The following is a 24,367-nucleotide window of genomic DNA, read 5'->3' on the forward strand; positions in this document are numbered from 1 at the left end:
TCCAAATTGGCGTTCCGTCAGATGGTCCGGATTGGCGTTCTGTTGACAAATAGTTTCCCTATGGGAGCTACCGCGCCTGGCTGGCTAGTTTCGCAGCCCGTCCAGAGTCTGCCGGGCCTGGTCCTCCGCGAGGGCGCCGAGTTCGTCCCGGCTCACCGGACCTTCGCCCGGCGCGCGCAGGACGGCGACTTCCACACGCACGGAGACGTTGCTGTCCTGTACGCCCACGATGTAGGTCATGGCATTGCCGGTCGGACTCGTCGCGGTGTGCCAGTAAGCTCGGGCCCCGATTCCGGCGGGGTCACCGGAGGCCCGTCCCGAGCCGGGGGCGGTGTCGGTCTGTTTCCAGTCGTCGTAGGCCGGGTCCGACGTGGCGCCGGTGAATTCGGCCTGGAGTCCGATCCCGGCCTCGTCGACAGTAGCGTCGCCGGGGATGGTCGAGTCGCTGATATAGCGAATGGAGCAGGACAGGTTGCCGCCGTCGTAGTCGTCGGGCGGGTATTCCCGGTGCTGCGGCGGCTCTTTCGGTGTGGACGACCATTTGTGCAGACGTGTGCCGTCGACGAGGGCGCACGCGTCGGTGACCCTCGTCATCGTGTAATTCCCGGGCGCGGGCTCCCGGCGAGTCGTCGTGGCCGGAGCCGCGGGCGAGGTCGCGCTGTTCGATGACGGCGGCGCGGCGGATCGACTGTCGCCGCCGTTCACCGACAGGCCGATGACCACGCCGACCGCCAGCGTCGCCGCCAGTCCGAGTACGCCGAGGATGATCAGGCCCGTCCTGCCGCCGGAAGCGGGAGCGGCAGACGACCCGAACCCTCGCCCGGGCCGGGCGTATCCGGAGACCTGCTGCCAGCGTTCCGCACTGGGCGGAACATGCCCGAGTGGAAGCCCGGTGGGCGGCGACACAGGTTGCCGCGCAATAGGTTCGGCACTCTCCCCCGTCGGCTGTCCATCCGGGCCGTGCTGAAATTCGGTCATCCCTCCCCCGTCCGATTCCCCGACCGACTGCCACGCCGATCATCGACTCCGAGGCGATCATATTCCGCCGAGCGCACGGCGGTCACCCCGAACATGTCGTGGCAGGTCTTCGCCGCGGGCGTGACCGCCGTGCACGCCGACACGGCGATACTTACCGGGTGGCGCGGCGGTCTAGGCGGCGCGGTGGTGACTTGCCGGGCGTTGGTGTCCGAACGATTTCGCCGGATCCCGTGGTGCGGTGCGCAGTTCGTCGTGATCGCCTATGCGCTCGACGGCACCGCGACGGGCATCCCGCACACCGCGAGACCCCAGCCGGTGTGGGACTCCGTCACCCGGCGAACCACGACCCGCGGGCCACCGCGAGCAATCCGCGGAACGCGCGTTGGCGGCTTCGGTTGGGATGTGACGGTGAGACCTGCTGCGCGACAGGCTTTCCGGTGTGCTGTGGCGGGCGTGGACCGTCACGGTGTGCCTTGCTCGTACCGGTCGATCTGTGACGACGTCACGGTGGTGGTTCTGTTCGGTTGTCGAGTGCGAATCCCCGGAGGCCCGGCCGTGCCGCTCGTCAGGTGGGCGCGGCGGGGTTCATCCGCACCCCGGCGCCGCCTTCGGACTCCCAGCGTTGTTCTGCGCGAACGGTTTCCACGCCGACGTCGTCACGATGTAGTGCGGCGACGGCGAGCAGAGACTCGACGGTCGAGGTGTTGTCCGGGTCGGCCGCTGCCGTCATGGCGGCGTGGGCCGAGCCGGGGTCGGTACGCGGCGGGATGACCAGCAGCGCGAGGGCCGCGCCGTCGAGCGCGAGGACATCGATGGTGTCGGCCGACCGGTGCCGGTATCCGTCGAGGCGCACCTGCCGGCCTCCGAGTGCGGCTTTACCGGGTGCCGGCGCCCAGCTGCCGAGGTGGTAGATCACGCGATGGATCGGCCCGAGCCGGGCGGTGAGCACCGCGACCAGATCGGGGAGCTCGGCGACGAGGTCATCGCCGCGCGGCCACCAAGCGCCGTCGACGGGCCCGGTGTGGCGAGATTCGGGCGCGACTCGAAGCCTGGGACCGTCGGCAAAGGTCTTGTGCCGCGCCGCGATGGCGGAGGTCGGTGGTGTCATCGTGGACGCTCCTGTCTCGGCCGGAAACGATCGTGCCGGTCGCGGTCCCGATCGCCTGAATACTGACGATCCCTCGGATCACTGTGGTCCTTCGAGTACACGCCGATCGGCCACCGGTGTCAACATTGTAGAACTACGTCTCGCGACTACGTCGGTTCGCATACGAAGGAAGCGCCCTCCTGCAGGTCTCACCGAGGATCTACACGCCTTGGCCCTCTCCTGCGCCCTGTTCCGCATGCCGCGCTGTGGTGCGCCGAGACCGCTACCGACGCGAGTAACAACACCGACCTGGCGGCTGATCGGGCGCCCCATGACCCGGCTCATCGACACCCCGCGCACGCTGTTCCGAGCAACCCCCGGCGGAGCAGCGGCCCGTTCGGCGCTGCCCCGCCGCACCTCATCTGGAGGGAAACCGCCACGGCGTATCGAATTGGGCGTCTCCAGCTTCGGCAACACCACCGCCCACTCCGACGGCGGTCACGGACCCGACCGTGCCGTTCACAACGCCCTGGAATCGGCCCACCCTCGCCGACGAGGTCGGTCTGTTCGTCGTCCGCGGTCTAGTAACCCGGCTGGGCCCACTCCCCCAGGTCCTCATGCGGGTGGGGCCGCGGGTGCGGGCGAGATCTCGGATCCGGACGAGACGGAGCCTCCGTCGAACTGTCACCCGGCGGGCCCTGGCGACTCTGGTCCCCGTACCCCGGATGCGGAGGAAACGGCCGCGGGGGCATCGGCTGCGCGGACAACCGTCCCGCTTCCTCCGCCGCCGGCACATCGACATCGGTCCAGCCCGGCACGGACAGTACTGCTCCTACCACGGCCGCCGCGGCGAAGCCGACGGTGATGGCGCGCTGCATCATGGTGACCCTCTCTCACTGAGAAATGGCACAACCGACCAACCGGACCAGCGTAGAAGCGGCCCGCAGACGAACCCGGGAACCGCCGATCACGCGGCGATTTCGGCACCGGGCCGGCGACGGCCTGTCCGGGCTGCCGGGTTTGGTGATGTACCAGCAGGGCAGCCCGAGGGTGCCGGGGTGGGTCGAGACCACGGCTCCCCTCGGCCCCGTCGGGGTGTCAGCGGCGGCCTCGGCGGCGACGGCCATCGGCCCGGCGGCCATCTGTTCTGGCCTGTCCCACGGTGGCAGCGAGCATGTCCAAGCCGGCGTCACGAATGAGGATGTCCAACTCCTCGAGGACCTCGCCCACGGCCGCACCGGCCGCACGCATCTGCGGGGCAGTCGCGTCGGAACGGTCGAACACCCCGCACAGCGTGTGCAGTTGCAGACCGACCTCGAACAGCTGCCGCACCAGCCGGTCGTTGGCATCGGCGAACACCGGCCGATCACTCGACGGTTCGGCGATCGCGGTGACTGTGGTGGATGCGGGCGCGGGTTCCGGCGCGTCAGCGATCCATGCGGCGGAAGCGGGCACGGCCGGTGTACTGCAGCGGGTTCCGTCTCCCCATCCCCCCTCCGACGCACGCGCACCCGCGGGATTCAATGGCGATCGGGGCACGCCCGCGAAGCGGCCGAGATGCTCGCACCGCAGGCTCCCGCGTCTGGCGACGTAGCGGAACGCTGTATGGGAGGCCGCCCATGCGGTGCCCCTGGGTGCAGGTTGACGTGGACGGCGTCGCCAAGCCGTGGGTAACCTGGTTCGTCGACGCTATGCACGTTGTGATTCTCGGCGCGGCGGTATCCGAACCCAGATGCCGCTGGGCCGGGGTCTGTTGGATCTGGATCAGCTGAAATCTGCGTGATCAGTGAGGATTTCGTTGATCTGGTGCCGGGCTCGAGCTGCCCGCTGCGTGTCGGTGACCTGATGATCTGTGAGGGTCAGCAGGGCTTTCCAGAGCGCCCAACCGCGGGCACGGGCCCAGGTGTCCGCGTCGTGGGCGACGGTGCGGCGGAAGGCTCGGCGACTGCGCCCGGACAGCATTGTCCATGCCAGGACGAGGTCGCATGCGGGATCGCCGACCCCGGAGGTGCCGAAATCGATGACCGCGGTGAGCTTCCCGTCATCGACCAGAAGGTTGCCGGGCGCGATGTCGCCATGGAACCAGACCGGATTCCGGGTCCATTCGGTGGCCAGGGCGTCCTCCCAAACGGAAGCGGCTGCGGTGGTGTCGAGGCAGCCTGTAAGCATGTCGAGGCAATCCCGGGTCTGCCGGTCGTAGTGAGACAACGCGTCTCCACGGTAGAAGCTGTGTACACCGGCCATCGGTGCGCCGGTCGTGTCGCAGCGTTGCAACGCGCGGACGAATCCCGCGACCGAGACCGCGAATTCGGTCAGATTGTCGATGCGGGCTCGGTCAGCGGACTCCCCGGGGATCCAGCGGCGTACCGACCAAGGAAACGGATAACCGAGGCCGGGGGTACCGGTCGCGAGGACGTCCGGTATCAGTATCGGCAGCGCGGGAGCCAGCCGCGGAAGCCAACGGCTTTCCTTGATCACGGCCGGTGCGTAGCCGACCGCCGTCGGTAACCGAACAGCCATGTCGTCGCCGAGGCGGTAGGTGCGGTTGTCCCACCCGTCGTTGCTCACCGGCGTGACCGGCAGATGGCTCCACCACGGAAACTGCGCAGCGATCAGTCCTTCGACGAGGTCGGCATCGATCCCGGCGCGCCCGTCGACCGAGTCAGGCATCCGATCATCCTCAGTGCCATTTGCCGGTTTCGACAACCGATTTCTGGTTGTGCAGGACCGATAGACCCCAGCGAACGCGAGCCGCGGCTAGCGCTTCTACATCGGCGATCTAGAGGATGACGCCATTTCCGGGTAGCGGAGGAGAAGGACAGATAAGAAGATAAAAAGTGGTCCCAGCTGGTTTCGAACCAGCGACCTCTCGCGTGTGAGGCGAGCGCTCTCCCGCTGAGCTATGGGACCGGGTGGTGTGGATGTCCGGGGCGGCTCCGTGGTGCCGTTCCGGACGGGATGGAACTTTAACACGCAGCACCGGCGTCACACCAAATCGTGGGTCTAGCTGGGAGTTTGGCGGGCGTTCAGGTGGAGGACAGAAGGGGCCGGGTGGGCGTGGAGTTGCTCGCGGAGGATCGGCCGGGGTGGCTCGAGCGGCACGGTCGGCACACCTGGGCCCGATGTCCGCGAAGGCGGTGCCGACCAGCTGAACTACACCGCTGTCATTCGAATTTACCCGCATTTACCTGCGGATTTGTTGACAGCGCGGAACGTGGGCTAATGTTCTCTCTCGCAGCCGGAAGGTACCGAGAGGGCCTCCGGAAGCGAAATGCGGATGTAGCGCAGCTGGTAGCGCATCACCTTGCCAAGGTGAGGGTCGCGGGTTCGAATCCCGTCATCCGCTCGAAGGCCAACCCGGCCTTGGTTGGCGGTGTGGCCGAGTGGTGAGGCAACGGCCTGCAAAGCCGTGCACACGGGTTCGATTCCCGTCGCCGCCTCTAAAAGAGGCACCCACGCGCGATTAGCTCAGCGGGAGAGCGCTTCCCTGACACGGAAGAGGTCACTGGTTCAATCCCAGTATCGCGCACCAATATTCACGCAAGAAGGGCTCGGTTCACGCCGGGCCTTTCTTGCGTCTCGAGGTACCCGAGCGTTCACACCCCCACCCCCAGCACCTTATCCAACACTCGCGCCCCGGAATCAGTCACGCGGAGCGAACGGCGGGTGGCGGTTCGCTCGACCCAGCCCGCCGATTCCATGCGGGTGAGGACGGCGGCGCCGAGGGCGCCGCTGAGGTGGTGGCGTTGTTCGCTCCAGTCGACGCAGAAGCGGAGGAGGGGGCGGCGGGTGTGGGTGGTGGCGGCGAGGTCGACGCCGAGTTCGGTGAACAGGGGCTCGGCGTTCGGGCCTAGTTCGTACGGGTGCTCGCGGAGTGGGGCGGAGATCGGATCGTGTTGGGAGCGTTCGGTTCCCGTGCCGCCGTCGGTGCGCACCAGTGCGCGATGGTCCAGTAGGGCGGCCGTGACGGCGACGCCGAGGCGGCCGGCCAGGTGGTCGTAGCAGCTGCGGGCGCGGCGCAGGGCGGCGGCGCGAGTGGATTCGCGCAGCGAGCGGACCGGGCGCGCGGGAGCGAGCACCGCCAGGGCCTCGATGGCCGCGGCGACCTCGCGGTTCGACAAGCGGTAGTAGCGGTGGCGGCCGGACCGTTCCACGGTCAGCAGGCCGCCGTCGACCAGACGCGAGAGGTGCTCGCTGGCGGTCGAGGCCGCTACGCCGGACTCCGCGGCCAGCACCGAGGCGGGCAGCGCGCGGCCGTCGGTGAGGGTGGTCACGATCCGCGCCCGGGTCGCGTCGGCCAGCAGCGCGCCGACCGCGGCGATGTCGGTGTATCCGTAGAGGGGGCGGTCGTCGGTCATGACACCAGTCTGCCGCGGTGACGTTTCGGTCCCCACCGAATCATGGGCGGCGGCCATACTTCGGCGAATCCCGAACGGTTACGGGATGACACTGCGGATATGAGTAGTCCGACTTTCGAGATCGCTCCGGCCGCGACACGACGCGGGCGCGTACTGGCGGTGATGTGCGCGGGCATGTTCCTGGTCCTGCTCGATGTGACCATCGTGAACGTCGCCCTGCCCAGCATCGGCCGTGACCTGCACTCCGATGTGTCGACCCTGCAGTGGGTGGTGGACGGATACGTCGTCGCCATCGCCGGGTTGCTGCTGGCGGCCGGCACCGTCGGCGACCGGATCGGACACCGGCGGGTACTGGTGGCGGGCTTCGCGCTGTTCGGGCTCGCCTCGCTGGCATGCGCGCTGGCGCCGACGACCGCCGTGCTCATCGCCGCTCGCGCGGTGCAGGGCGTCGGCGGCGCGCTGCTGCTCCCCAGCACGATGGCGGTCATCGTCGACGTGTATCCGGAGCGCGGCGAACAAGCCAAGGCGCTCGGGACCTGGGCGGCGGTGTCCTCGCTGGCGCTGCCCGCGGGACCGTTGCTCGGCGGCGTGCTGACCGATGTGCTGGGCTGGCGGCCGGTGTTCTGGATCAACGTGCCGCTGACCGCGCTCGTGGTCGTCGCGGCGCTGCGGACGGTGCCCGCCCGGCCCGGGACGCGCGGCGGGCGGTTCGACGTGACGGGTCTGGCGGGGTTCGTGGTCGCTCTGGGCGGCCTCGTGTTCACCGTCATCTCCGCGGGTCGGCACGCGGGCTCGACCGCCGTGGCGTCCGCGCTGGTGACCGTGCTCGCCCTCGCCGTCGCACTGGCGAGTTCGGCGCGCAGCGAGCATCCGGTTCTGCCGCTGGACCTGTTGCGCCGCAAGGACTTCCTGATTCCCAACGTGGTGGCGCTGACGATGAATCTGATCTTCAACGGGCTGCTGTTCGTCGGCATGCTGTATTTGCAGGAGGTACGGCACTATTCGCCGATCGCGGCGGGAATCGCGGTGCTGCCCATGGCGATACCGCTGGTGGTGCTGGCGCCGGTGTCGGGGCGGATCACCGCGGCCCGCGGCCCCCGCACGGCGATCGGGCTCGGCTGTGTCGTCTCGGCCGCGGGTTCCCTGCTGCTCACCCTGGTCCACGCCGACGGCGGCATCGCCGCGCTGCTCGCCGGGTTCCTCTTGGTCGGCTGCGGCGGTGGGCTGATCACCGCGTCGGTGGTGGCCGCGGTCGTGCGCGCCACTCCCCCGGATCGGTCCGGGCTCGCGACCGGCACCTCCAACACCGCCCGGCAGATCGGCACGGCCTGCGGTGTGGCCGTCTTCGGCGCCGTCGCCGGGTCACCGGCCGACGCGCATTTCGTGGACGGCGTGCATCTGCTCGCCGTCGCCGCGGCCGTGGCGTGGATCGGGGCGCTGGCGCTCACCGGAATCGGGATCCCCGGCCGGTCCCGGGACTGATTCGGGCCCCGACACGAGACCCGTCGCTACCACACGCAGACCGGTTGCGGGGATACGCTTTTCGAACGCAAGAGCGAAGGCGGGCGGAAGTGGTGACGACGAGCCGGATCGACGACGCACGGGCCGGACTGCTCGACGACCCGGGCGAGGGCCTCTCGTTCGGGCTCGAGGAGGCCGACGAGACCCTGGCGACGATGGTGGCCGCGCAGGCCGAGGAGCGTCCGCGCGATCGCGAACTGATCACCCAGCGGCTCGGTCTCGACGGCGAGCGTCCGGAGACGCTGACCCTGATGGGCGCGCGCTACGGGTGGTCGCGGGATCGGGTGCGGCAGTTGTACACCCGTGCCGTGGGACAGATGGTGCGCCGGGTCCAGGCCACCGGTCACCCGGACACCGCGATCTTCGCCGAGCGCTATCCGGTCGGCTGGCTGGACGAGCGGCTGGTGCGCACCCTGCTGGCCGAAATCTACGCCACCGACAGCGATATCGCCGCGCAGGACCTCGCGTATCTGCGGCTCAGACTGGCGGGACACGCGCTCATCGACGCGAAACGGCTGGCGGGCTTCGTCTTCCAGCGCATCGCGGGGTGGCAGCAGCGCGGACGCTGGCATCTGCCGACCGCGCGTCATGCCGAACCCGTTGCCGGGCAGCTTATCCCGCTGCTGCGCCGCGTCGAATGGGCGCAGGGCGACCCGGCCGCCCTGCCGGACACCCCGGTGCCCACCGTGGATTCCGGCGACGATGCGCGCGGCTCGGTGTTCGCCGAGAAACTCGGCCGCGAAACAACTTTCGACACCGCACTGGAGGCGCGGCTGCTGCGGATGCTGGACGAGGGCGAGCAGGTCGCCGAGTTCATCGAACGTCCCGCCGCGGTCGACTACCGGCTCGACGGCGCGGAACGCACCCACTACCCCACCGTGGCCGCGCGGCTCACCGACGGGCGGGTGCTGCTGGCCGATGTCGTCCCGGTGGCACGGCTCGCCGTGCACGGCAATCGGGTGAAGCTCGAGGCTGCCCGCGCCTGGGCGCACGAGCGCGGCTGGGGCTGGCTGGTGTTCACCGGGAGCCAGCTCGGCGAGGAAGACCTGCGTCGCCACACCGTCGATGCCCGGCACGAGAACATCCTGCGCAACCGTCTCGCGGCCGGGCCGATCGCCTGGCCGGAGTTCCGCCGGTATGTCGACGAAACCGGCATGGACATGCTCGGCTTCACCGCCCTGACGCTGCGGCACGGCTGGCGCTGGGAGCGCGGACCGTTCCGCCTCGAGCGCGAGGTCTGAATCGCCGCACGGTCACGAATCGGACGAAACGATGTTTGCTCCCCGCACTTCGGGGCAGGCCAACCACATCGCCAACCAGTCCGACATCCGGGAGTTGTGATGAGCATTGCATCGGGGACGTTGACCTTGGCGCGGGCCACGGCGTCGACGGCTGTACACGCCGCCGAGGCCGCCGGTGGGGCCGCGGTCGGAGCGGTCACCGGAGCCGCGCGGGGGACGGTGGCGGGCGCCGTGTCCGGTGCGCGCGGACGCATCGATACGCCGACGGCGACCGCTCTCGGCGTCGCGGCCGTGGGGCTGACCGGGCTGGTGGAATGGCCGATCGCGCTGGCGGCGGGTGGCGTCGCGGGCACGGCCTACCTGCTCCGGCGGGCCAGGTCACCACAAGGGCCAACGTCCTCGGACTCGGCCGCGAGTACCGAGCCGTCGGACACGCGGAGAGAGTCGCGCGCGACCCCGTCGACCGAACCGACTTCGCGCAAACGCGCGAAGTCGTCTTCCACAACCCGTCGCGAATCGACCTCGCGCACACAATCCTCCCGAACGGCCAGTAGCGAATCCTCGCAACCGCACACACAATCGTCTCGAACGGCCCGTAGCGAATCGTTGACCACGCCTTCCGGGACGACTGCGGCTCCGAGTGGGAAACGCGGGTCGGGTCGCGCGGAGTCGAAGACGGCATCCGGCGCGAAGGGCGGCGGCTCGGCGTCGGAATCAGGGACACGACCGCAGGCCCCGGCTCGTCGGCGGGCGGCTCGTCCTGCGTCGAGCGCCAAGTGATGGGGGCGCTGCGCGGAATCGTGACGGCGCCGATCCGGGTGCCACTCGCCGTCACCGGAGCGACCCTAGGACTGGTACAGCGACCGGGCGGAGTGGCGGCCCGAGTGCTGAACTCCGATCTCGGCGCCACCGCGACCGAACTCGCCGACGGCATCGGCCGCGAGTTCGGCGCGCTGGTCGATCCGCGACGGCTACGACGGCAGCGCCGAGTCACGGTGCATGCCGACCGCATTCATGCCGAGGTGCGGGGCCTGCGTACCCGTCGGGGGCCCGAGGTCGGCAAGCGGCTGCGCGAGCATCTCGAGCAGATGGCCGGGGTCCACTGGACTCAGATCAATGCCGCCACCGGGCGGGTCACCGTCGCCGCCGATCCGGAACACGTGTCGCCCGACCGCTTGGAGGAGATCCTCGAACGAGTCGAGACGGAGGCGGGCACGGATGTCCGGTCGTGGAGCCGGACGCACGAGCATCCCTCCGACCGCGAGCCCGTGCTCACCTCGGCGCTGCAACTTGCCGGTGACGTCGTCGGCTTGGGCGCGGCCATCACCGGCCGGGTGCTGCCCGTGCCCGCTCCCGCCCACATGCTCCGTGCCGCGATCGCGCTGGTGGACGGGCAGCCGCGGCTGCGCGGGATGCTCGAATCCCAGCTCGGGCCGCACCGCACGGAGGCGGTCATCACCGTCGCGACCGCGTTCGGTCAGGCCCTCGACTCCGAGGCGGCGGGCCTGTTCGCCGATGCCACGCTGCGCACGGCCCGGCTGGTCGAGGCGGCCGCACGGTTCACGCAGTGGCGGCGCTGGGAGAGTCTGATCGCCGACCCGGACCACCCCGACGTGACGGAATACCATGCGGCGCAACCACGACCGGCGCTGCGGCCGCGCGGGCCGATCGAACGTTGCGCGGAGGAGGTCGGCGGCGTCTCCACGCTGGCCGCGGCCGCCACCCTGGCCGGCGGACGCGGAATCGGCGACGCCGCCGACGCCGTGGTCTCGGGCGTACCGAAGGCCGCCCGGGCGGGGCGGGAATCCTTCGCCGCCACCCTGTCCGCCGGCATGGCCGCCCGCGGCGTCCTCACCCTCGATCCGCAGGTGTGGCGGCGCCTGGACCGTGTGTCCGCGGTCGTCGTCGACCATCGAATCCTGCGCGGCGCGCGGCCGATGGTGCTGGCCGCCGAGTCCCTCGACCGCGACTGGCCGACCGATCAGGTCTGGAGCGCCGCACAACGCCTCATGTGGCACAACGGCTCCGACCTCCCCATCCCCCCGCCCCGCGGCCACCAGCGGCGCGATCTCCGCCTCACGCGCGAGGTTGCCGCGGAAGCCGAACTCGACGCCGGGCTCGAGGAAACCGCGGTGCACTCCGGCCCCCACCCGAACAGCCCGCCATCGAACGCTACGGCGACGGCCGACCACGCCGATGCCGATGCATCCGTGAAAGCAACGGGGAGGCAGAGCGAAACCCGCTCGGCTGTGCGGACTTCGGGTGAGGCCTACTCGGGGACGCACACGGTGGCGGCACCGGACAACACGGTGCACGGCGGTGCGGAGACGCCGATGTCGGCGAATCCCGCTGAGCGCGAGTCGAATAACGGCGTGCGCTCCGGGACTCGCGCAGAGGGAACGGACGGAGCGGGCACCAATGCGGCCGGGAACGGCTCTGCAGCCGACGCGAATATCCCTGAGTACGACTGGGACTCGCCGCCCGACGACGTCGACCCCGGCGACCCGCACTGGTGTGTGCTGCGGGAGCGCGGACAGGCGGTCGGGAAGGTGCTGGTGGGGCGGGAGCCGCATCCCGAGGCCGTGGGGTTGCTCGCCTGCGCTCGCAAAGCTGGGCTGCGGGTGGTGCTGGTCGGCGGTGAGGATACCGGCGAATTGCGGCGCAGCGCGGACGAATTCGTGTCCGCGAACAGTTCGTACACGCGCCTGGTGCGACGCCTGCAGGAGCAGGGTCATGTGGTCGCGGTCGTGAGCGGGCGGGTGCGTCGGGCGATGAGCGCCGCGGACCTCGGCATCGGCGTGGTCACGCAGGGCGCCGACGGGGAGACGGTGATTCCCTGGCAGGCCGACGCCGTCTGCCCGGATCTGGGCTGCGCGCGCCAGATCCTCAACGCGGCGGGCCCGGCCCGGCGAATCAGTGAACGCGGGCGCGTCCTGACACTGTCCGCCGCCACGCTCAGCGGGCTGCTACTGGCCTCGGGCCCCGCGCGCTCCCGGCCCGCCCGCGCCACCAGCCCACTCGCGGCGGCCACCCTCCTCGGCCTGGTGAGCGGCCTGCGCAGCGGTTATCGGGCCGCCCGCGCGGCCGGACCCGCGCAGATCGCGCTGGTGCCGTGGCACGCGCTCGAACCCGACGAGGTGCTGGCCCGGCTGCCGGAACCGCATCGCCCGCCACCCGCGCCCAAGCCCGCGTTGACGGCCGCGGCGGCTCGGCTCGGCGAGCGATTCGCCGCACCCACCGCGACCGTCGTCGACCTCGCCCGGCAGATGCGACGTGAGCTGGCCGACCCGATGACGCCGCTGCTGGCCGTGGGCGCGGTCGCCGCGGCGCTGCTCGGCTCGCCCACCGACGCGGTGCTGGTGGGCTCGGTGCTCGGCCTCAATGCCGCCGTGTCGGCGCTGCAACGGCGCCGGGCCCACATGTCACTGCACCGGCTGCTGCTGGGCGAACGGCTACAGGCCCGCCGGATCACCGATGACGGCGAAATCCTCACCGTCGCCGACGATCTGCGGCCCGGCGACATCATCGCCCTGCGCACCGGCGAGGTGGTGCCCGCCGACGCGCGCCTGCTGGAGACCGACGGACTGGAGCTGGACGAGTCGGGCCTGACCGGAGAATCGGTGACGGTCGAGAAGCACACCGCCGCCACTCCCGGTGCGGCACTGGGCGATCGGTCCTGCATGGTGTTCGAGGGCGGCGTGGTGGTCAGCGGCACCGCTCGCGCGGTGGTGGTCGCCGCGGGCGACAGCACCGAGGCCGGACGGGCGCTGGCCGCGGCCGGGCCGCCACCCAGCGGCGGCGTGCAGGCGCATCTGCGGACCCTCACCGCGCGCGTGCTGCCGTTCACGCTCGGCGGCGGAAGTACCGTCACCGCAACGAGTTTCCTGCGTGGCCTGCCGCTGCGCCCGGCGCTCGCCGACGGTCTGGCGGTGGCGGTCGCGGCCGTCCCGGAGGGGTTGCCGCTGGTGTCCACGGTCGCGCAGCTGGCCGCGACCCGGCGACTGTCCCGGCACGGCGTCCTGGTGCGCTCCAGCCGCACCATCGAGGCGCTCGGCCGCGTCGACACGGTGTGTTTCGACAAGACCGGCACACTCACCGACGGCCGGTTGCAGCTGGTCGCCCTCGCCGATCTCGACGACCAATGGTGCGCCGGGCAATTCGGCGATTCCGCTCAGTCTCGCCGCCTGCTGCGGGCGGCCGCACGGGCCTGCCCCGGATCGAGCGACGGCCCGCCGGTGCATGCCACCGACCGCGCGGTGGTGGAGGCCGCCGACGCCCAGCTGGGTGTCCGGGCCGCGCACGTGTGGGATCCCATCGAGGAGGTGCCGTTCGAGAGCTTCCGCGGCTACGCGGCGGCCGTGGGCCACACCGCCCACCACATCCGGCTGGCGGTGAAGGGCGCCCCGGAGGTACTGCTGCCACGCTGCGACCAGGTGCTGCGCGCCGACAGCGAAGGCGGCCACCGGGTTTCGGCGTTCAGCGAGGCCGATCGTGCCGACGCGGAGGCTGCCGTGCACCAGCTGGCCGAGCGCGGGCTGCGGGTGCTGGTGGTGGCGCGGCGCGACTTCCCCTCCGCGCCAGACGATGTCGACGGCGAGATCGAACATCTGACCCTGCTCGGGTTCGTCGGCATCGCCGACCATCCCCGCCCGCAGACGCGGGACCTGATCCGGGAAGCTCACGGACAACGACATCGGTATCCGGATGATCACCGGCGACCACCCCGTCACCGCCCGCGCGGTCGCCGATCAGCTCGGCATCCCCGCCGACACCATCGCGACCGGCGCCGACCTCGACGCGCTCGACGAGGACGGCCGCGCCGAGCTGATCGAGCGCGCCACCGTATTCGCCCGCGTCTCACCGGAACACAAGGTGCGCATCGTGTCGGCGATGCAACGGCACGGGCACACGGTCGCGATGGTCGGCGACGGCAGCAACGACGCGGCCGCCATCCGCACCGCCGACGTCGGTATCGGGCTGGCCGCCCGCGGGTCGGTCGCCGCGCGCGAGGCCGCCGACCTGATCCTCACCCGCTCCGAAAACGGCGTCGACCCGTCGGTGCTGCTGCACGCGCTGGCCGAGGGCCGCAGCATGTGGCAGCGGGTCCGCGACGCCATCGGCGTACTGGTCGGCGGCAACGCGGGCGAGGTCACCTTCACCGTGCTGGGCACCCTGCTGTCCGGGCAGGCGCCCATCGGCACCCGCCAATTCCTGGTGGTGAATCTGCTGACCGACCTGGGTCCGGCGATGGCGGTCGCGTTGTCACGCGGGCGCGCCGAGACCACCGACTCGGGCGCACCCGTGCTGGAGGAGCAGGCGGAACTGGGCGGCGCGTTCCTGCGCTCGGTCGCGGTGCGCGGCACCTGCACGGCCCTGGGCGCGGGCACGGCCTGGCTACTGGGCCGGACCACCGGACGTCGCCGCCGCGCCGAGACCATGGCGCTGGCGGCCCTCATCGGTACGCAGCTGGGCCAAACCCTGGTCATCGGCCACCGCAGTCCCCTGGTGTGGACAACGGTCGCGGGCAGCTGGGTACTACTGGCCGGGGTGATCATGACGCCCGGAGTGAGCCGCTTCTTCGGCTGCGTCCCCCTGGGCCCGATGGCCTGGACGATCGTGGCCGGCAGCACCGCCCTCGGCACAGCAAGCGCCGTCGCCGCAAGCCGCGTATTGGCGTAGGAGAGCCAGCCGGTCGTGAGCTCGCCCGGCCACGGCCTGCGGGTGTTGTCCGGCACTGTCAGCGCAGCATCAACCCCGCCGCGATGAAGGTGACGATGATCAGCACCGCGAAGCAGGTGATGAGCTGCCAGTGCAGGAGGGCCTCGCGCTGTTTGGCGATGGTGACGCGGAGGGTGGCGTCCACGCGGTTGTGGTCGACCAGGCGGCGGCGGGTGGCGTCCAGTTCGTCGGCGGTCTCCTCGGCGCGCTCCAGGCGGTGCATCAGCTTGTGGACCTGCTTGGCCTTGTCGCGAGTGGCCTTGCGCGCCAAGGCCAAAGCGGTGCGCTGATTCATCAGTTCGCGGCGCTGCTGAGCGATGACCAGGGCCTGTGCGCGCGTGTGCTCCTCCCAGTCGGTCACCGTTCCCCATCCTCCTGTGGTTTCGTCGCGGTATCCCCAGGCCAGTTCCCCGGCCACCCACTGTTCGATGAATTCCCTTACCGCCCAGGGTTTTTCCCGCGGTACCACCACTCCGGACCGGCCCGCCTCCACCAGGCCCGCGACCACTCGATAATCACACCCCTCCGGCGCGAAGTCGTCGACGGCCAGCGCCGGCATCTGCCCTACCCAGTACCCCGGCGGGCACAGCCACAAAACCTCGTCGCAGCCGACGGCGCGCAGCCGGGCCGTCCGCTCCGCCGCGTGCGCCAGCGACACCGGCGCGCTGCGCACCTCGATCGCGCACAGCCGGTTGCCGCGCCGCCACAGCACCGACGGGGTCTGCGCACCCAGCGCCTTGTCCACCTCGGCGTCGTCGGCGCCCGACGCCAGCAGCCGCCCGCGCAGCCAATATTTCAGCCGCTGCACGTCCCAATGACAGTTCCCACACCCGGCCTCACGGCATCGCTCCCCCGTCCGATGCCCTCGCGGATTCGGTTCGACCACCGGCAGATTCGCCGGCTCCGCAGAGGACAGCACCGCAGTAGGCCCGCGCTCGATCTCGCTCAGTTCCCTCGTGTCCACGCGACCACTTCCCCTACACCCAGCGGACCACAGTCGACCCGCTCCTTCCAGATTGCCGCACTTGCCAGCCCCCTTCACACGAACGTGACTATTTTCGTTACCCAACCGGGAGCCCAGCGTGATCATCGAACGCCGCCACCCACCGTTACGTGCGAATTCGACACGGAATTAGCAGAATTCACGAAAACGCCACCGGCGCCTTCCGGCCATCCGGTCCGCGGGCTGCGCGACCTTCGCACGGCGGCTAAGCTTCGCCCATGGAGACCGCCGGATACATTCCTGTATCGACTGTGCGGAGCGCGCGGACGGCCAACTCGGTGGCCTTCGGATTGCAGGGCTTCTTCCTCGCGGTGATCCTCACCGAGTTGCCGCAGCAGCGTGACCGGTTCGGGCTCGACGACACCCAGATCCTGCTCGCCACCGTGCTGATCTCGGTGCTGGCGGCGGCGGGCAGCGTGGTGGCCGAACGGCTGGCGCTGCGTTGGTCCAGCCGCACCGCGCTGCGTGCCGGGCTGGCGTTGATCGCGGTCACCGGAGTGGGGATCGCGTTGGCGCCCCAGCTCGCGGTGCTGTTCGTCGCGCTGGGCGGGTACGGCGTCGCGGTCGGCGTGGTCGACGCGAGCACCAACATGCAGGCGGTCTTCATCCAGCACGGGTACGGCAAGGTGGTGCTGTCGTCGTTCTACGCGGCTTGGAGTGCGGGGGCGATTCTGGGCGCGCTGTTCGTGTCCGGATGCGAGGCTCTGGATGTCTCGCTGCCCGTCGCGGTGCTGACGGCCGCGCTCGTCGTGCTGGTGGCCGGGCTGGTGTTCGGACCGCGGCTACTCGGCACGCGGCAGGCCGAGGCCGAACCCGAGGAGGCGGCGGCCGCCGGATCCGTCCCGCTACGCGCCTATCTGGCGATCGGCGTCGCGATGGCGCTGGTCTTCGCGGTCGACCTCGCCGTGGGCAACTGGTCGGCGCTGTATCTGCGCGACGAGTTGCTTTCCTCCTCGGCGACCGCGGCGCTGGCGCTGGCGGCCTATCAGGGCGCGTCGCTGGCCGGGCGGCTCACCGGCGACCTGTGGGTGCGCCGGTTCGGGCCGCGGGCGGTGGTGCGGGTGGCGGCGGCGATCGGGACCGCCGGACTGGCGCTGGTGGTCCTCGCCCCGGATCCGGTGGTGGCGATCGCGGGATTCCTCGTCGCCGGAATCGGATTGCCGGTGATCGCGCCGCTGTGTTTCAGCGAGGCGGGCCGGCTCACCGGCGGCCGCGGGCTCGACGCGCTCATCGCCCGGCTCAACCTGTTCAACTACGCGGGCACGCTGATCGGCGGCGGAGTGGTGGGCGGGGTGGCCGGTGCGACCAGTCACCGGATCGCCTACCTGTTGCCGTTGCTGTTCGCGGCCGCGTTGATCGTGTCGGCGCGGTTCTTTCAGCCGCGTCCACAGACGGGCAAACCGCCAGCGTCCGCACCCGGCCGTGCTGTACTGGAGGAATGAGCGACATCCCAGTCATCGTCGACCGGGCCGGTCTGTGGGACGCCGAAGCCCTCAGTGACGTTGCGGCGGCGACGTTTCCGCTGGCCTGCCCGCCGGAGCTGGCACCGGAGGACATCGACACGTTTATTGCCCGGATACTGTCGGGCGATCGCTTCGGCGACTACCTCAGCGATCCCGGCCGCACGGTGCTCAAGGCCGTGGCGGGCGGCGACATCGTCGGCTACGCCATGCTCGTGGCGGGCCCGCCCGCCGACCCGGAGATCGCCGCGGCGATGGGCGACCCGATGGTCGAGATCAACAAGCTGTACGTGCTGCCCGACCACCACGGCGCCGGGGTGTCGACGGCCCTCATGGAGGCGGCCGTCGACGATGCCCGGCGCGGTGGTTACGCCGGTGTCTGGCTGGGAGTCAACCAGGACAACGAGCGTGCGCGGCGCTTCTACGCCAAGCACGGATTCCACACCGTCGGCACGAAGACCACCGCGGTCGGCACCCAGGTCTGCCTGGACTACGTCATGCAGAGACAGCTCTGAACGATGCCGCCGCGCACCGTGATTCGCGTTCCGGGCAGCCCCGCGCGCAGCCGCCGATCGTGGGTGACGACCACCAGCGCGCCGGTGTATCCCGCCAGCGCCTGCTCCAACTCCTCCACCAGAGCCGGTGACAGGTGGTTGGTGGGCTCGTCGAGCAGCAGCAGATCGGTGGGCTCGCTCACCAGCCGGGCCAACTCGATCCGCCGCCGCTGCCCGTAGGACAGCTCCCCGATCCGCAGTCCGAGTTCGCCTAGGCGAAACAGCCCCAGCGACAGCAACTCCTCGACATACTCATCGGGATGTCCGCCGCGGTCTTCGGCATAGGCGCTCAGGACGGTCCACGACTCCGGCCACGGCGTCTGCTGCTGCCGCAGGTGCCCGACCCGGCCGCGGACCGTCGCGGTGCCCGCATCCGGCGCGAGTTCACCTGCCAGCAACCGCATCAGCGTGGTCTTGCCCGCGCCGTTGGGCCCGGTGACCACCAGCCGGTCGCCCGGCTCGATCCGCAGTTCGGGCACGCGCAGCCGATCGCCGACCGCGACCCCGGACAGCAGCGCCACCGGCCCGTCGGCATCCCCTGTGGCGCGCCGCGGTTCGGCGGTGAACCGCAGCGGATCCGGCGGCGGGGCAACGGGTTCGGCGGTCAGCCGGGCGACCCGCTCCTTGGCGTTGCGGATGCGCACCGCCGCCCCGTGTCCCCGCCCGCGGGTCCGGAACGACCCGTGCCCGAACACCGCCAGCGGCAGCTTGCGCGGAATGGCCTCCAGCCGAACCACATTCGACTCCGCGAGGCGACGGTTGCGATCCAGCTCCGCGCGCCAGCGCTCGAATTCCAGTTGCTGCCTGCGTCGTTCGGCGGCCTTGGCGGCGCGGTACCCGGTGTACCCGTTGCCGTGCCGGGTGATCCGGCCCGACTCCACCTCGAGCACAGTCGACGTGATGCGCTCGAGGAACACCCGGTCGTGGGTGACCGCGACCACCGTGCCGCGGTGCGCCGCAAGGTGTTCCTCCAACCAGGCGACCGCGGTGTCGTCCAGGTCGTTGGTGGGCTCGTCGAGCAGGAGCAGTTCGGGCGCGGCCGCGAGGGTGGCCGCCAGCGCGAGCCGGGACCGTTCGCCGCCGGACAGGGTGCCCAGCGGACGCGCGCGGTCCAGGCCGGGCAGGCCGAGCGCGGACAGTGCCACGTCGACCCGCTGATCGGTCAGGTAGCCGCCGCGGGCTTCGAAGCGAGTGATCAGGTCGCCATAGACGGCCAGCCGGTCGTCGAGCGTTTCGTCTTGTGCGGCACCGTGTTCCAGTTCGGTTTCCAGTGCGCGCAGTCGGCGCTCGAGCTTCCCGCAGGTCGGCCAGTGCGTGGTCGATCGCCGCGGCGACGGTGGCGGATTCGGGCAGGCCGAGGGTCTGCGGCAGGTAGCCGATACCGTCGGGGGCCTGCACCGTCACCGCACCGTTGTCCGGATGTTCGGCCCCGGCGAGCAGGCGCAGCAGCGTGGACTTCCCGGCGCCGTTGTCGCCGATGACACCCACTTTCTCGCCGGGCTTCACGGTCAGCGAGACGCGATCGAGGATCAGCCGGTCGTCGTAGCGCTTGGTGACGTCGGAAAGGGTGAGTTGGGCAGCGGTAGGCATACGAATCCTCCTGTCTCCGGCAGCGCCGGATGTCGATGGACCCGCACAGCGAGAATCAGCGAAAAAGCCTGAGCTGTGCGGGATTCGACGCGGAGCGTGGCTCTACGCGTCGGGTTTCGACTACAGAAGGATCAACAAAGTGCCCATACCGGACATAAAGGTAGCTACGGTCGGTAGCCGTGTCAACGGGAATACTCCGGCAGCGCCGGAAGTCGCTGTCAGGACAGCATTTTCGCGCGCAGCGCGGCGATGTCGTCGTCGGTCAGTTTCAGGCCGTCGCGCACGTAGTTCTCGAAACCGCCATAGCTCTGGTCGACCTGGTCGAAGGCGGCGTCGAGCGCCGGGAGCACCACGCCGTTGAGCGAGTCGTCCGGCCCGGCATTGCGGTAGTAGTTCGACAGCAGATAGTCGTAGTTCACCGTGTCGCGGTCCACACCGAGAAGGGTGAGCAGGACCGCCGACGCCCAGCCGGTTCGGTCCTTGCCCGCGGTGCAATGGAACAGCACCGCGCCGTCGCGGGTGTCGATGATGTCGCGCAGTACCGCGGCGAAGGCCTCGTTCGCGCCCGGCGCGGTGATGAACGCGCGGTACAGATCGGGCCCGGCGGTCAGGGTCGAGGCCAGGACCTGCGGCGGCGCTTGCCCGATCACGTCCACCATCTGCTGGGTGGCGCCCGCGGGCACTCGATCCGGGGCGAACGCGCGCTCGAAGGAGGTGCGCAGGTCGGCGTCGATCCGCACGCCCTTATCGGCGAGCACAGTCAGGTCGGCGTCGGTGGCCTTGCTCAATTCGCCGCTGCGGAACATCAGCCCCGTCGCCACCGTGCGGCCCTCGGTGGTGCGGTAGCCGCCGAGGTCGCGGGCATTCTGCACACCCTGCAGTGCCAGCGAGCGATCAACGGTGTCGTCGAGGACCGAGGCGGTCGCGGCGGGCGGATCGGCGGCCAGCGCGGTTCCCGCCACGGGAGCGAATGCGAGGGTGGCGGCGACGGCCAGCGCCGCGGTGCCGCGGGTCGAACGACGAACCATGACAGCTCCCATCCTCGGGCCGACGGCCGTCGTGCGGATGGCACGGTCATCGCCGTCGGCGAACTCGATTGCTCACCTTACGCCGACTGGTCAGTCGCTCAGACGGGCAGCTCGGCCCCCGATTCGCTCAGGCAGATACCTCGAACCGCGACAACTCGAGCAGGCACTGTGAACCGCGATTGCTCGAGCAGACACCTCGAACCGCGATCACTCACGCGGGCACCTCGCACCGCGACCACTCACGCGGGCACCTCGCACCGCGACCACTCACGCAGGCACCTCGCACCGCGACCACTCACGCAGGCACCTCGCACCGCGACCACTCACGCAGGCACCTCGCACCGCGACCGCTCAGGCAGATACCTCGAACCGGGACAGCGCCAGTAGCCGCGAGATCGCGCGCAGATACTTCTTGCGGTAGCCGCCGCCGAGCATCTCCTCGGAGAAGATCCGGTCCAGCTTCACCCCCGACACGGTGACCGGAATGCCGGCGTCGTAGAGCCGGTCGGCCAGCACCACCACGCGCAGCGCCACCGCCTGATCGGTGACGGTGTGCACGTTCGACACGAACACCGCCGACACGCCGGAGATCAATGCCCCGTACCGCGACGGGTGCAGCGTGCTCAGGTGCTGCAGCAGTTCGTCGAAGTCGTCCAGGGTGGAACCCGGTGTGGCCGCGGCCTTCTCGGTGAGCCGATCGGACGCGGTCGGCTCCGGCGCGGGCGGCAGGTCGCGGTGGCGGTAGTCCGGGCCGTCGACGCGCACGGCGTCGAACAGCGAACCCAGCTTGCGGATCTCGCGCAGGAAGTCCTGAGCGGCGAACCGGCCCTCGCCCAGCTGATCCGGCAGCGTGTTCGAGGTCGCCGCCACCGACACCCCGCGCGCGGTCAGCTCGGTCAGCAGCCGCGACACCAGCATGGTGTCGCCGGGATCGTCGAGTTCGAATTCATCGATGCACAGCACGCTGTTGCCCGCCAGCCGATCCACGGCGTTGGTGAAGCCGAGCGCGCCGACCAGATTGGTGACCTCACCGAAGGTGCCGAACGATTTCGGCGCGGGCGAGGCATGGTAGATCGAGGCCAGCAGGTGCGTCTTGCCGACACCGAAGCCGCCGTCGAGGTACAGCCCGGCACCGTCGACCTGCTTCTTCTTTCCGAACAGATTCTTCTTCCCGGCCGCCGCGTGGATCTTCGCGACCTTCCCGGCGAACTGCTCGGCCTTCTCCACGGCCGCCGCCTGGGTCGGCTCCTTCGGATCCGGGATGTAGGAGGCGAAACTCACCTCGTCGAAGGTGGGCGGCGGCACCATCTGGGCGATGAGCTGATCGGCCGGAACCTCCGGATGACGATCGGCGAGGCGTTGTTGCACGCGAGTAGCGTACTGACGTGGTGTGATCGGAACTTATGCAGCGTGCTCCCAATGCGATCCAGTTCACAGCGCTCACCAAGGACGACCTGGTGCGGCTGTACGCCTATCCCGCCCGGCTCGAATCGCCGTGGATCAGAGTCAACTTCGTGTCCAGCATCGACGGCGCGGTCACCGTGGACGGGCGGGCCGGCGCGCTCGGCACGACCGCCGACCACGATGTCTTCATGATCCTGCGGGATCTCGCCGACGTGGTCCTGGTCGGCGCGGGCACCGTCCGGGCGGAGAACTACGCCGGCGCCCGCACCGATACGCATCGGCGCACCCGCCTCTACCAGCACGGCCTCGGCGGGGCCCCGGACGGCGCGCCGCCGCCGGTCGCGGTCGTCAGCGCCAGCGCCGCCTTGGACCCGACCTGCCGGTTGTTCACCGACACCCAGCGCGCGCCGCTGGTGTTCACCACCGCGGCCGCCCCCGCCGCGCGCAAGCGGTTGCTCGCCGAGGCGGGCGCGGAGGTGATCGAGGCGGGCGACACCATGGTCACCGGCGCGGACCTGCGGGCGGCGCTGGCGGCCCGCGGGCTGCTGCGGGTGCTGTGCGAGGGCGGGCCGTCGCTGTTCGGCGAACTGATCTCGGCCGGTGCCGCCGACGAGCTGTGCCTGACCCTGTCTCCCCTGCTCGTCGGGGGTACGGCGGGTCGAATCGCAGTGTCGCCCAACGCGTTGCCGACCCCGATGGCCCTGCGTCAGGTGCTCGTCGACGACGACGGCACGCTGCTGACCCGATGGGAGCGCGCCGCGACCCAAGGCTGAAACGGCGCGCCGGACCTGGCAGGCTGTAGCGCATGCGCTGGACTCGGGCCGCCTTGCTGGCGACGTCATCGCTGACGGTTCTCCTCACTGTCGCCGCGTGCGGCGCGGGGCCCTCGGAGCGGCCCGGCGTCGCGGTCGAGCGACCGCACGAGGCCGGTGGCGCGAAATCGACCGTCTCGGCGGCGCCCGCGCCACCCGCGCTGCAGTCCCCCAAAACCGACCTGAGCTGGCGTGAATGCGCGGTGCCGACCTTCAATCTGCTCGGTCTGGGCGCCCCGCCCGCCGGCGTGATCATCGAATGCGCCGAGTACTCGACGCCGATCGACGCCGGCGGCGCTATCCTCGGCACCTTCCGCAACGGCGCGGTGCGAGCCCGGCTGCAGCAGACTCCGGCCGGGGCCGCACCGCTGGTGCTGACCTCCGGCAGCGATCGTTCCTCCACCGCCACCGTCGCGGGCCTGGCCGCCGGACCGGCCGCGGCGGTGCTGGCCGAACACCCGATCGTCGCGGTGGACCGCCGTGGCATGGGCAGTTCGCAGCCGATCGACTGCATGCCCCTCGAGACCCGTCGCGCGGTGGCCGACAACGGCCAATTCGCCCCGGGCGGCGGCGATCCCGTGGACACCATGGCGAAGCTGAGCCAGGACGCGACCATCGCTTGCCAGGACTTCCTGCAGCCGTATCAGGGCACCTTCGACGCCGCGCACGCCGCCGACGACATCGAGCAGCTGCGCAAGCAGTGGCAGGTGGACACGATCGCGCTGCTCGGCACCGGCAACGGCGCCCGGGTGAGCATGAGCTACGCCGCCAAATACGGCGATCACCTCTCCCGGCTGGTGCTCGACTCCCCCGAAGCCGTCAACGCCGACGCGGTCGGGCGGGCCGAGCAGCGGGTCAAGGGCGCGGAGGCGGCGCTGACCGGTTTCGCGCAGCGCTGTGCCGCGATCGGGTGCGCGCTGGGCGCCAATCCCCGTGCGGCCGTGACCGATCTGGTGAACCGCGCGGCGGCGGGGCAGCTGGGCGACCTGTCGGCGGGCGTACTGCTCACCACCATTTCCGGCTTCCTCGGCGATCCGCGCGCCGACCAGGTCGGCCACATCACCGAACTCGCCGACGCGCTGGCCGCCGCCGGGCGCGGCGATCGCGGCTCGCTCGACAACCTGGTGCTGCGCGAATCGGCGGCCGTCGATTCGGACGGGCAGTTCGTCGCCCGCTGCAGCGACAACCAGCAGCCCGCCACGCCGACTCGGGCCAAGGACCTCGTGACCGCCTGGGGCGGGCAATATCCGGCGTTCGGCAAGGCCGCCGCGACCCGGCTGATGGCGTGCAGCGCGTGGCCGGTGCCCAGTCCGCCGCAGCTGCCGGAGAAGTACTCCGGCCCGGTCTTGGTGCTGGGCGCCGCCGCGGACCCGGTGGTGGGCGGCGACGGACGGCCCGCGGTGACCGGCGTGCTCGGCGCGGCCGGGGCGCGCACCGCCTCCGTCGAGTGGCAGGGCTGGGGTCATCCGGTCTTCACCCACACCGGCTGCGCCCAGCGGTACATCAACGAATACGCGAAGGACGCGAAGCTTCCGCAGGACGGCACCGCCTGCCCCGCCTGAGACGGTATTCGCGACACGAACGCACGCCGAACACCGGGTCCGAGCAACCAT

General features: G+C 70.7%; 15 protein-coding genes, 4 tRNA genes and 2 pseudogenes. 11 read left to right on the forward strand and 10 right to left on the reverse strand.

What is annotated here, in order from left to right:
- Positions 1-84 precede the first annotated feature (84 nt).
- The 5 genes from ACFMRZ_RS09635 to ACFMRZ_RS09655 form a co-directional block, all read right to left on the reverse strand.
- Complete coding sequence (locus ACFMRZ_RS09635; RefSeq protein WP_400178806.1) at positions 85-978, reverse strand: hypothetical protein; 894 nt, start codon at positions 976-978, stop codon at positions 85-87.
- A 565-nt stretch (positions 979-1,543) separates the two neighbouring features.
- Positions 1,544-2,086 carry a DUF5994 family protein gene (locus ACFMRZ_RS09640; protein WP_400178807.1) on the reverse strand — a complete coding sequence of 181 codons (543 nt, stop codon included), beginning with the start codon at positions 2,084-2,086 and terminating at the stop codon, positions 1,544-1,546.
- Between the two features lie 1,077 nt (positions 2,087-3,163).
- Entirely contained in the window at positions 3,164-3,520 is a 357-nt protein-coding gene (locus ACFMRZ_RS09645; RefSeq protein WP_400178808.1) for a hypothetical protein, read from the reverse strand.
- Positions 3,521-3,829: 309 nt separating this feature from the next.
- Positions 3,830-4,771: an aminoglycoside phosphotransferase family protein gene (locus tag ACFMRZ_RS09650; protein WP_400178809.1), complete on the reverse strand. Its 942-nt coding sequence runs from the start codon at positions 4,769-4,771 to the stop codon at positions 3,830-3,832.
- Between the two features lie 132 nt (positions 4,772-4,903).
- Positions 4,904-4,975: transfer RNA gene (locus tag ACFMRZ_RS09655), tRNA-Val, on the reverse strand.
- A 363-nt stretch (positions 4,976-5,338) separates the two neighbouring features.
- Here ACFMRZ_RS09655 and ACFMRZ_RS09660 point away from each other — a divergent pair.
- From ACFMRZ_RS09660 to ACFMRZ_RS09670, 3 genes are all read left to right on the forward strand, one after another.
- Positions 5,339-5,411: transfer RNA gene (locus ACFMRZ_RS09660), tRNA-Gly, on the forward strand.
- Between the two features lie 23 nt (positions 5,412-5,434).
- Positions 5,435-5,505, forward strand: a tRNA-Cys gene (locus ACFMRZ_RS09665).
- A gap of 17 nt (positions 5,506-5,522) precedes the next feature.
- Positions 5,523-5,597, forward strand: a tRNA-Val gene (locus tag ACFMRZ_RS09670).
- A 64-nt stretch (positions 5,598-5,661) separates the two neighbouring features.
- Here ACFMRZ_RS09670 and ACFMRZ_RS09675 read toward each other — a convergent pair.
- Positions 5,662-6,423 (reverse strand): ArsR/SmtB family transcription factor, encoded by a 762-nt coding sequence (locus ACFMRZ_RS09675; protein ID WP_400178810.1) that lies wholly within the window; start codon positions 6,421-6,423, stop codon positions 5,662-5,664.
- A gap of 99 nt (positions 6,424-6,522) precedes the next feature.
- On the opposite strand from ACFMRZ_RS09675, the gene ACFMRZ_RS09680 reads away from it, so the two are divergent.
- From ACFMRZ_RS09680 to ACFMRZ_RS09695, 4 genes and pseudogenes are all read left to right on the forward strand, one after another.
- A complete protein-coding gene (locus tag ACFMRZ_RS09680) occupies positions 6,523-7,905 on the forward strand; it encodes an MFS transporter (RefSeq protein WP_400178811.1) in 1,383 nt (460 codons plus the stop codon).
- 89 nt (positions 7,906-7,994) lie between these two features.
- Positions 7,995-9,185: a hypothetical protein gene (locus ACFMRZ_RS09685; RefSeq protein WP_400178812.1), complete on the forward strand. Its 1,191-nt coding sequence runs from the start codon at positions 7,995-7,997 to the stop codon at positions 9,183-9,185.
- 3,290 nt (positions 9,186-12,475) lie between these two features.
- Positions 12,476-13,297 (forward strand): annotated as a pseudogene (locus tag ACFMRZ_RS09690) (HAD-IC family P-type ATPase); the annotation flags it as partial.
- 592 nt (positions 13,298-13,889) lie between these two features.
- A complete protein-coding gene (locus ACFMRZ_RS09695; RefSeq protein WP_400182815.1) occupies positions 13,890-14,864 on the forward strand; it encodes an HAD-IC family P-type ATPase in 975 nt (324 codons plus the stop codon).
- Positions 14,865-14,922: 58 nt separating this feature from the next.
- Here the strand turns inward: ACFMRZ_RS09695 and ACFMRZ_RS09700 are convergent, their stop codons facing one another.
- Positions 14,923-15,867 (reverse strand): hypothetical protein, encoded by a 945-nt coding sequence (locus tag ACFMRZ_RS09700; RefSeq protein WP_400178813.1) that lies wholly within the window; start codon positions 15,865-15,867, stop codon positions 14,923-14,925.
- Between the two features lie 257 nt (positions 15,868-16,124).
- Between ACFMRZ_RS09700 and ACFMRZ_RS09705 the strand changes: the two genes are divergently transcribed.
- Positions 16,125-17,348 carry an MFS transporter gene (locus ACFMRZ_RS09705; RefSeq protein ID WP_400178814.1) on the forward strand — a complete coding sequence of 408 codons (1,224 nt, stop codon included), beginning with the start codon at positions 16,125-16,127 and terminating at the stop codon, positions 17,346-17,348.
- Positions 17,345-17,881 (forward strand): GNAT family N-acetyltransferase, encoded by a 537-nt coding sequence (locus ACFMRZ_RS09710; RefSeq protein WP_400178815.1) that lies wholly within the window; start codon positions 17,345-17,347, stop codon positions 17,879-17,881. The genes ACFMRZ_RS09705 and ACFMRZ_RS09710 overlap by 4 nt, the downstream gene beginning before the upstream one ends.
- On the opposite strand, the pseudogene ACFMRZ_RS09715 reads toward ACFMRZ_RS09710, so the two are convergent.
- The 3 genes and pseudogenes from ACFMRZ_RS09715 to zapE all read right to left on the reverse strand — a co-directional run bounded on the left by ACFMRZ_RS09715 (position 17,857) and on the right by zapE (position 21,906).
- Positions 17,857-19,510 (reverse strand): annotated as a pseudogene (locus ACFMRZ_RS09715) (TlrC/CarA/OleB/SrmB family ABC-F type ribosomal protection protein). The gene ACFMRZ_RS09710 and the pseudogene ACFMRZ_RS09715 overlap by 25 nt on opposite strands.
- A 218-nt stretch (positions 19,511-19,728) precedes the next feature.
- Positions 19,729-20,538, reverse strand: coding sequence for a tyrosine-protein phosphatase (locus ACFMRZ_RS09720; protein WP_400178816.1), 810 nt, complete (start codon positions 20,536-20,538; stop codon positions 19,729-19,731).
- A 351-nt stretch (positions 20,539-20,889) separates the two neighbouring features.
- Complete coding sequence (zapE, locus tag ACFMRZ_RS09725) at positions 20,890-21,906, reverse strand: cell division protein ZapE (RefSeq protein WP_280272019.1); 1,017 nt, start codon at positions 21,904-21,906, stop codon at positions 20,890-20,892.
- 35 nt (positions 21,907-21,941) lie between these two features.
- Between zapE and ACFMRZ_RS09730 the strand changes: the two genes are divergently transcribed.
- Complete coding sequence (locus tag ACFMRZ_RS09730; protein ID WP_400178817.1) at positions 21,942-22,715, forward strand: pyrimidine reductase family protein; 774 nt, start codon at positions 21,942-21,944, stop codon at positions 22,713-22,715.
- 32 nt (positions 22,716-22,747) lie between these two features.
- A complete protein-coding gene (locus ACFMRZ_RS09735; protein WP_400178818.1) occupies positions 22,748-24,316 on the forward strand; it encodes an alpha/beta fold hydrolase in 1,569 nt (522 codons plus the stop codon).
- Positions 24,317-24,367: the final 51 nt, after the last annotated feature.

The sequence above is a fragment of the Nocardia sp. N2S4-5 genome (assembly GCF_044628355.1).
Taxonomy (GTDB): domain Bacteria; phylum Actinomycetota; class Actinomycetes; order Mycobacteriales; family Mycobacteriaceae; genus Nocardia; species Nocardia wallacei_B.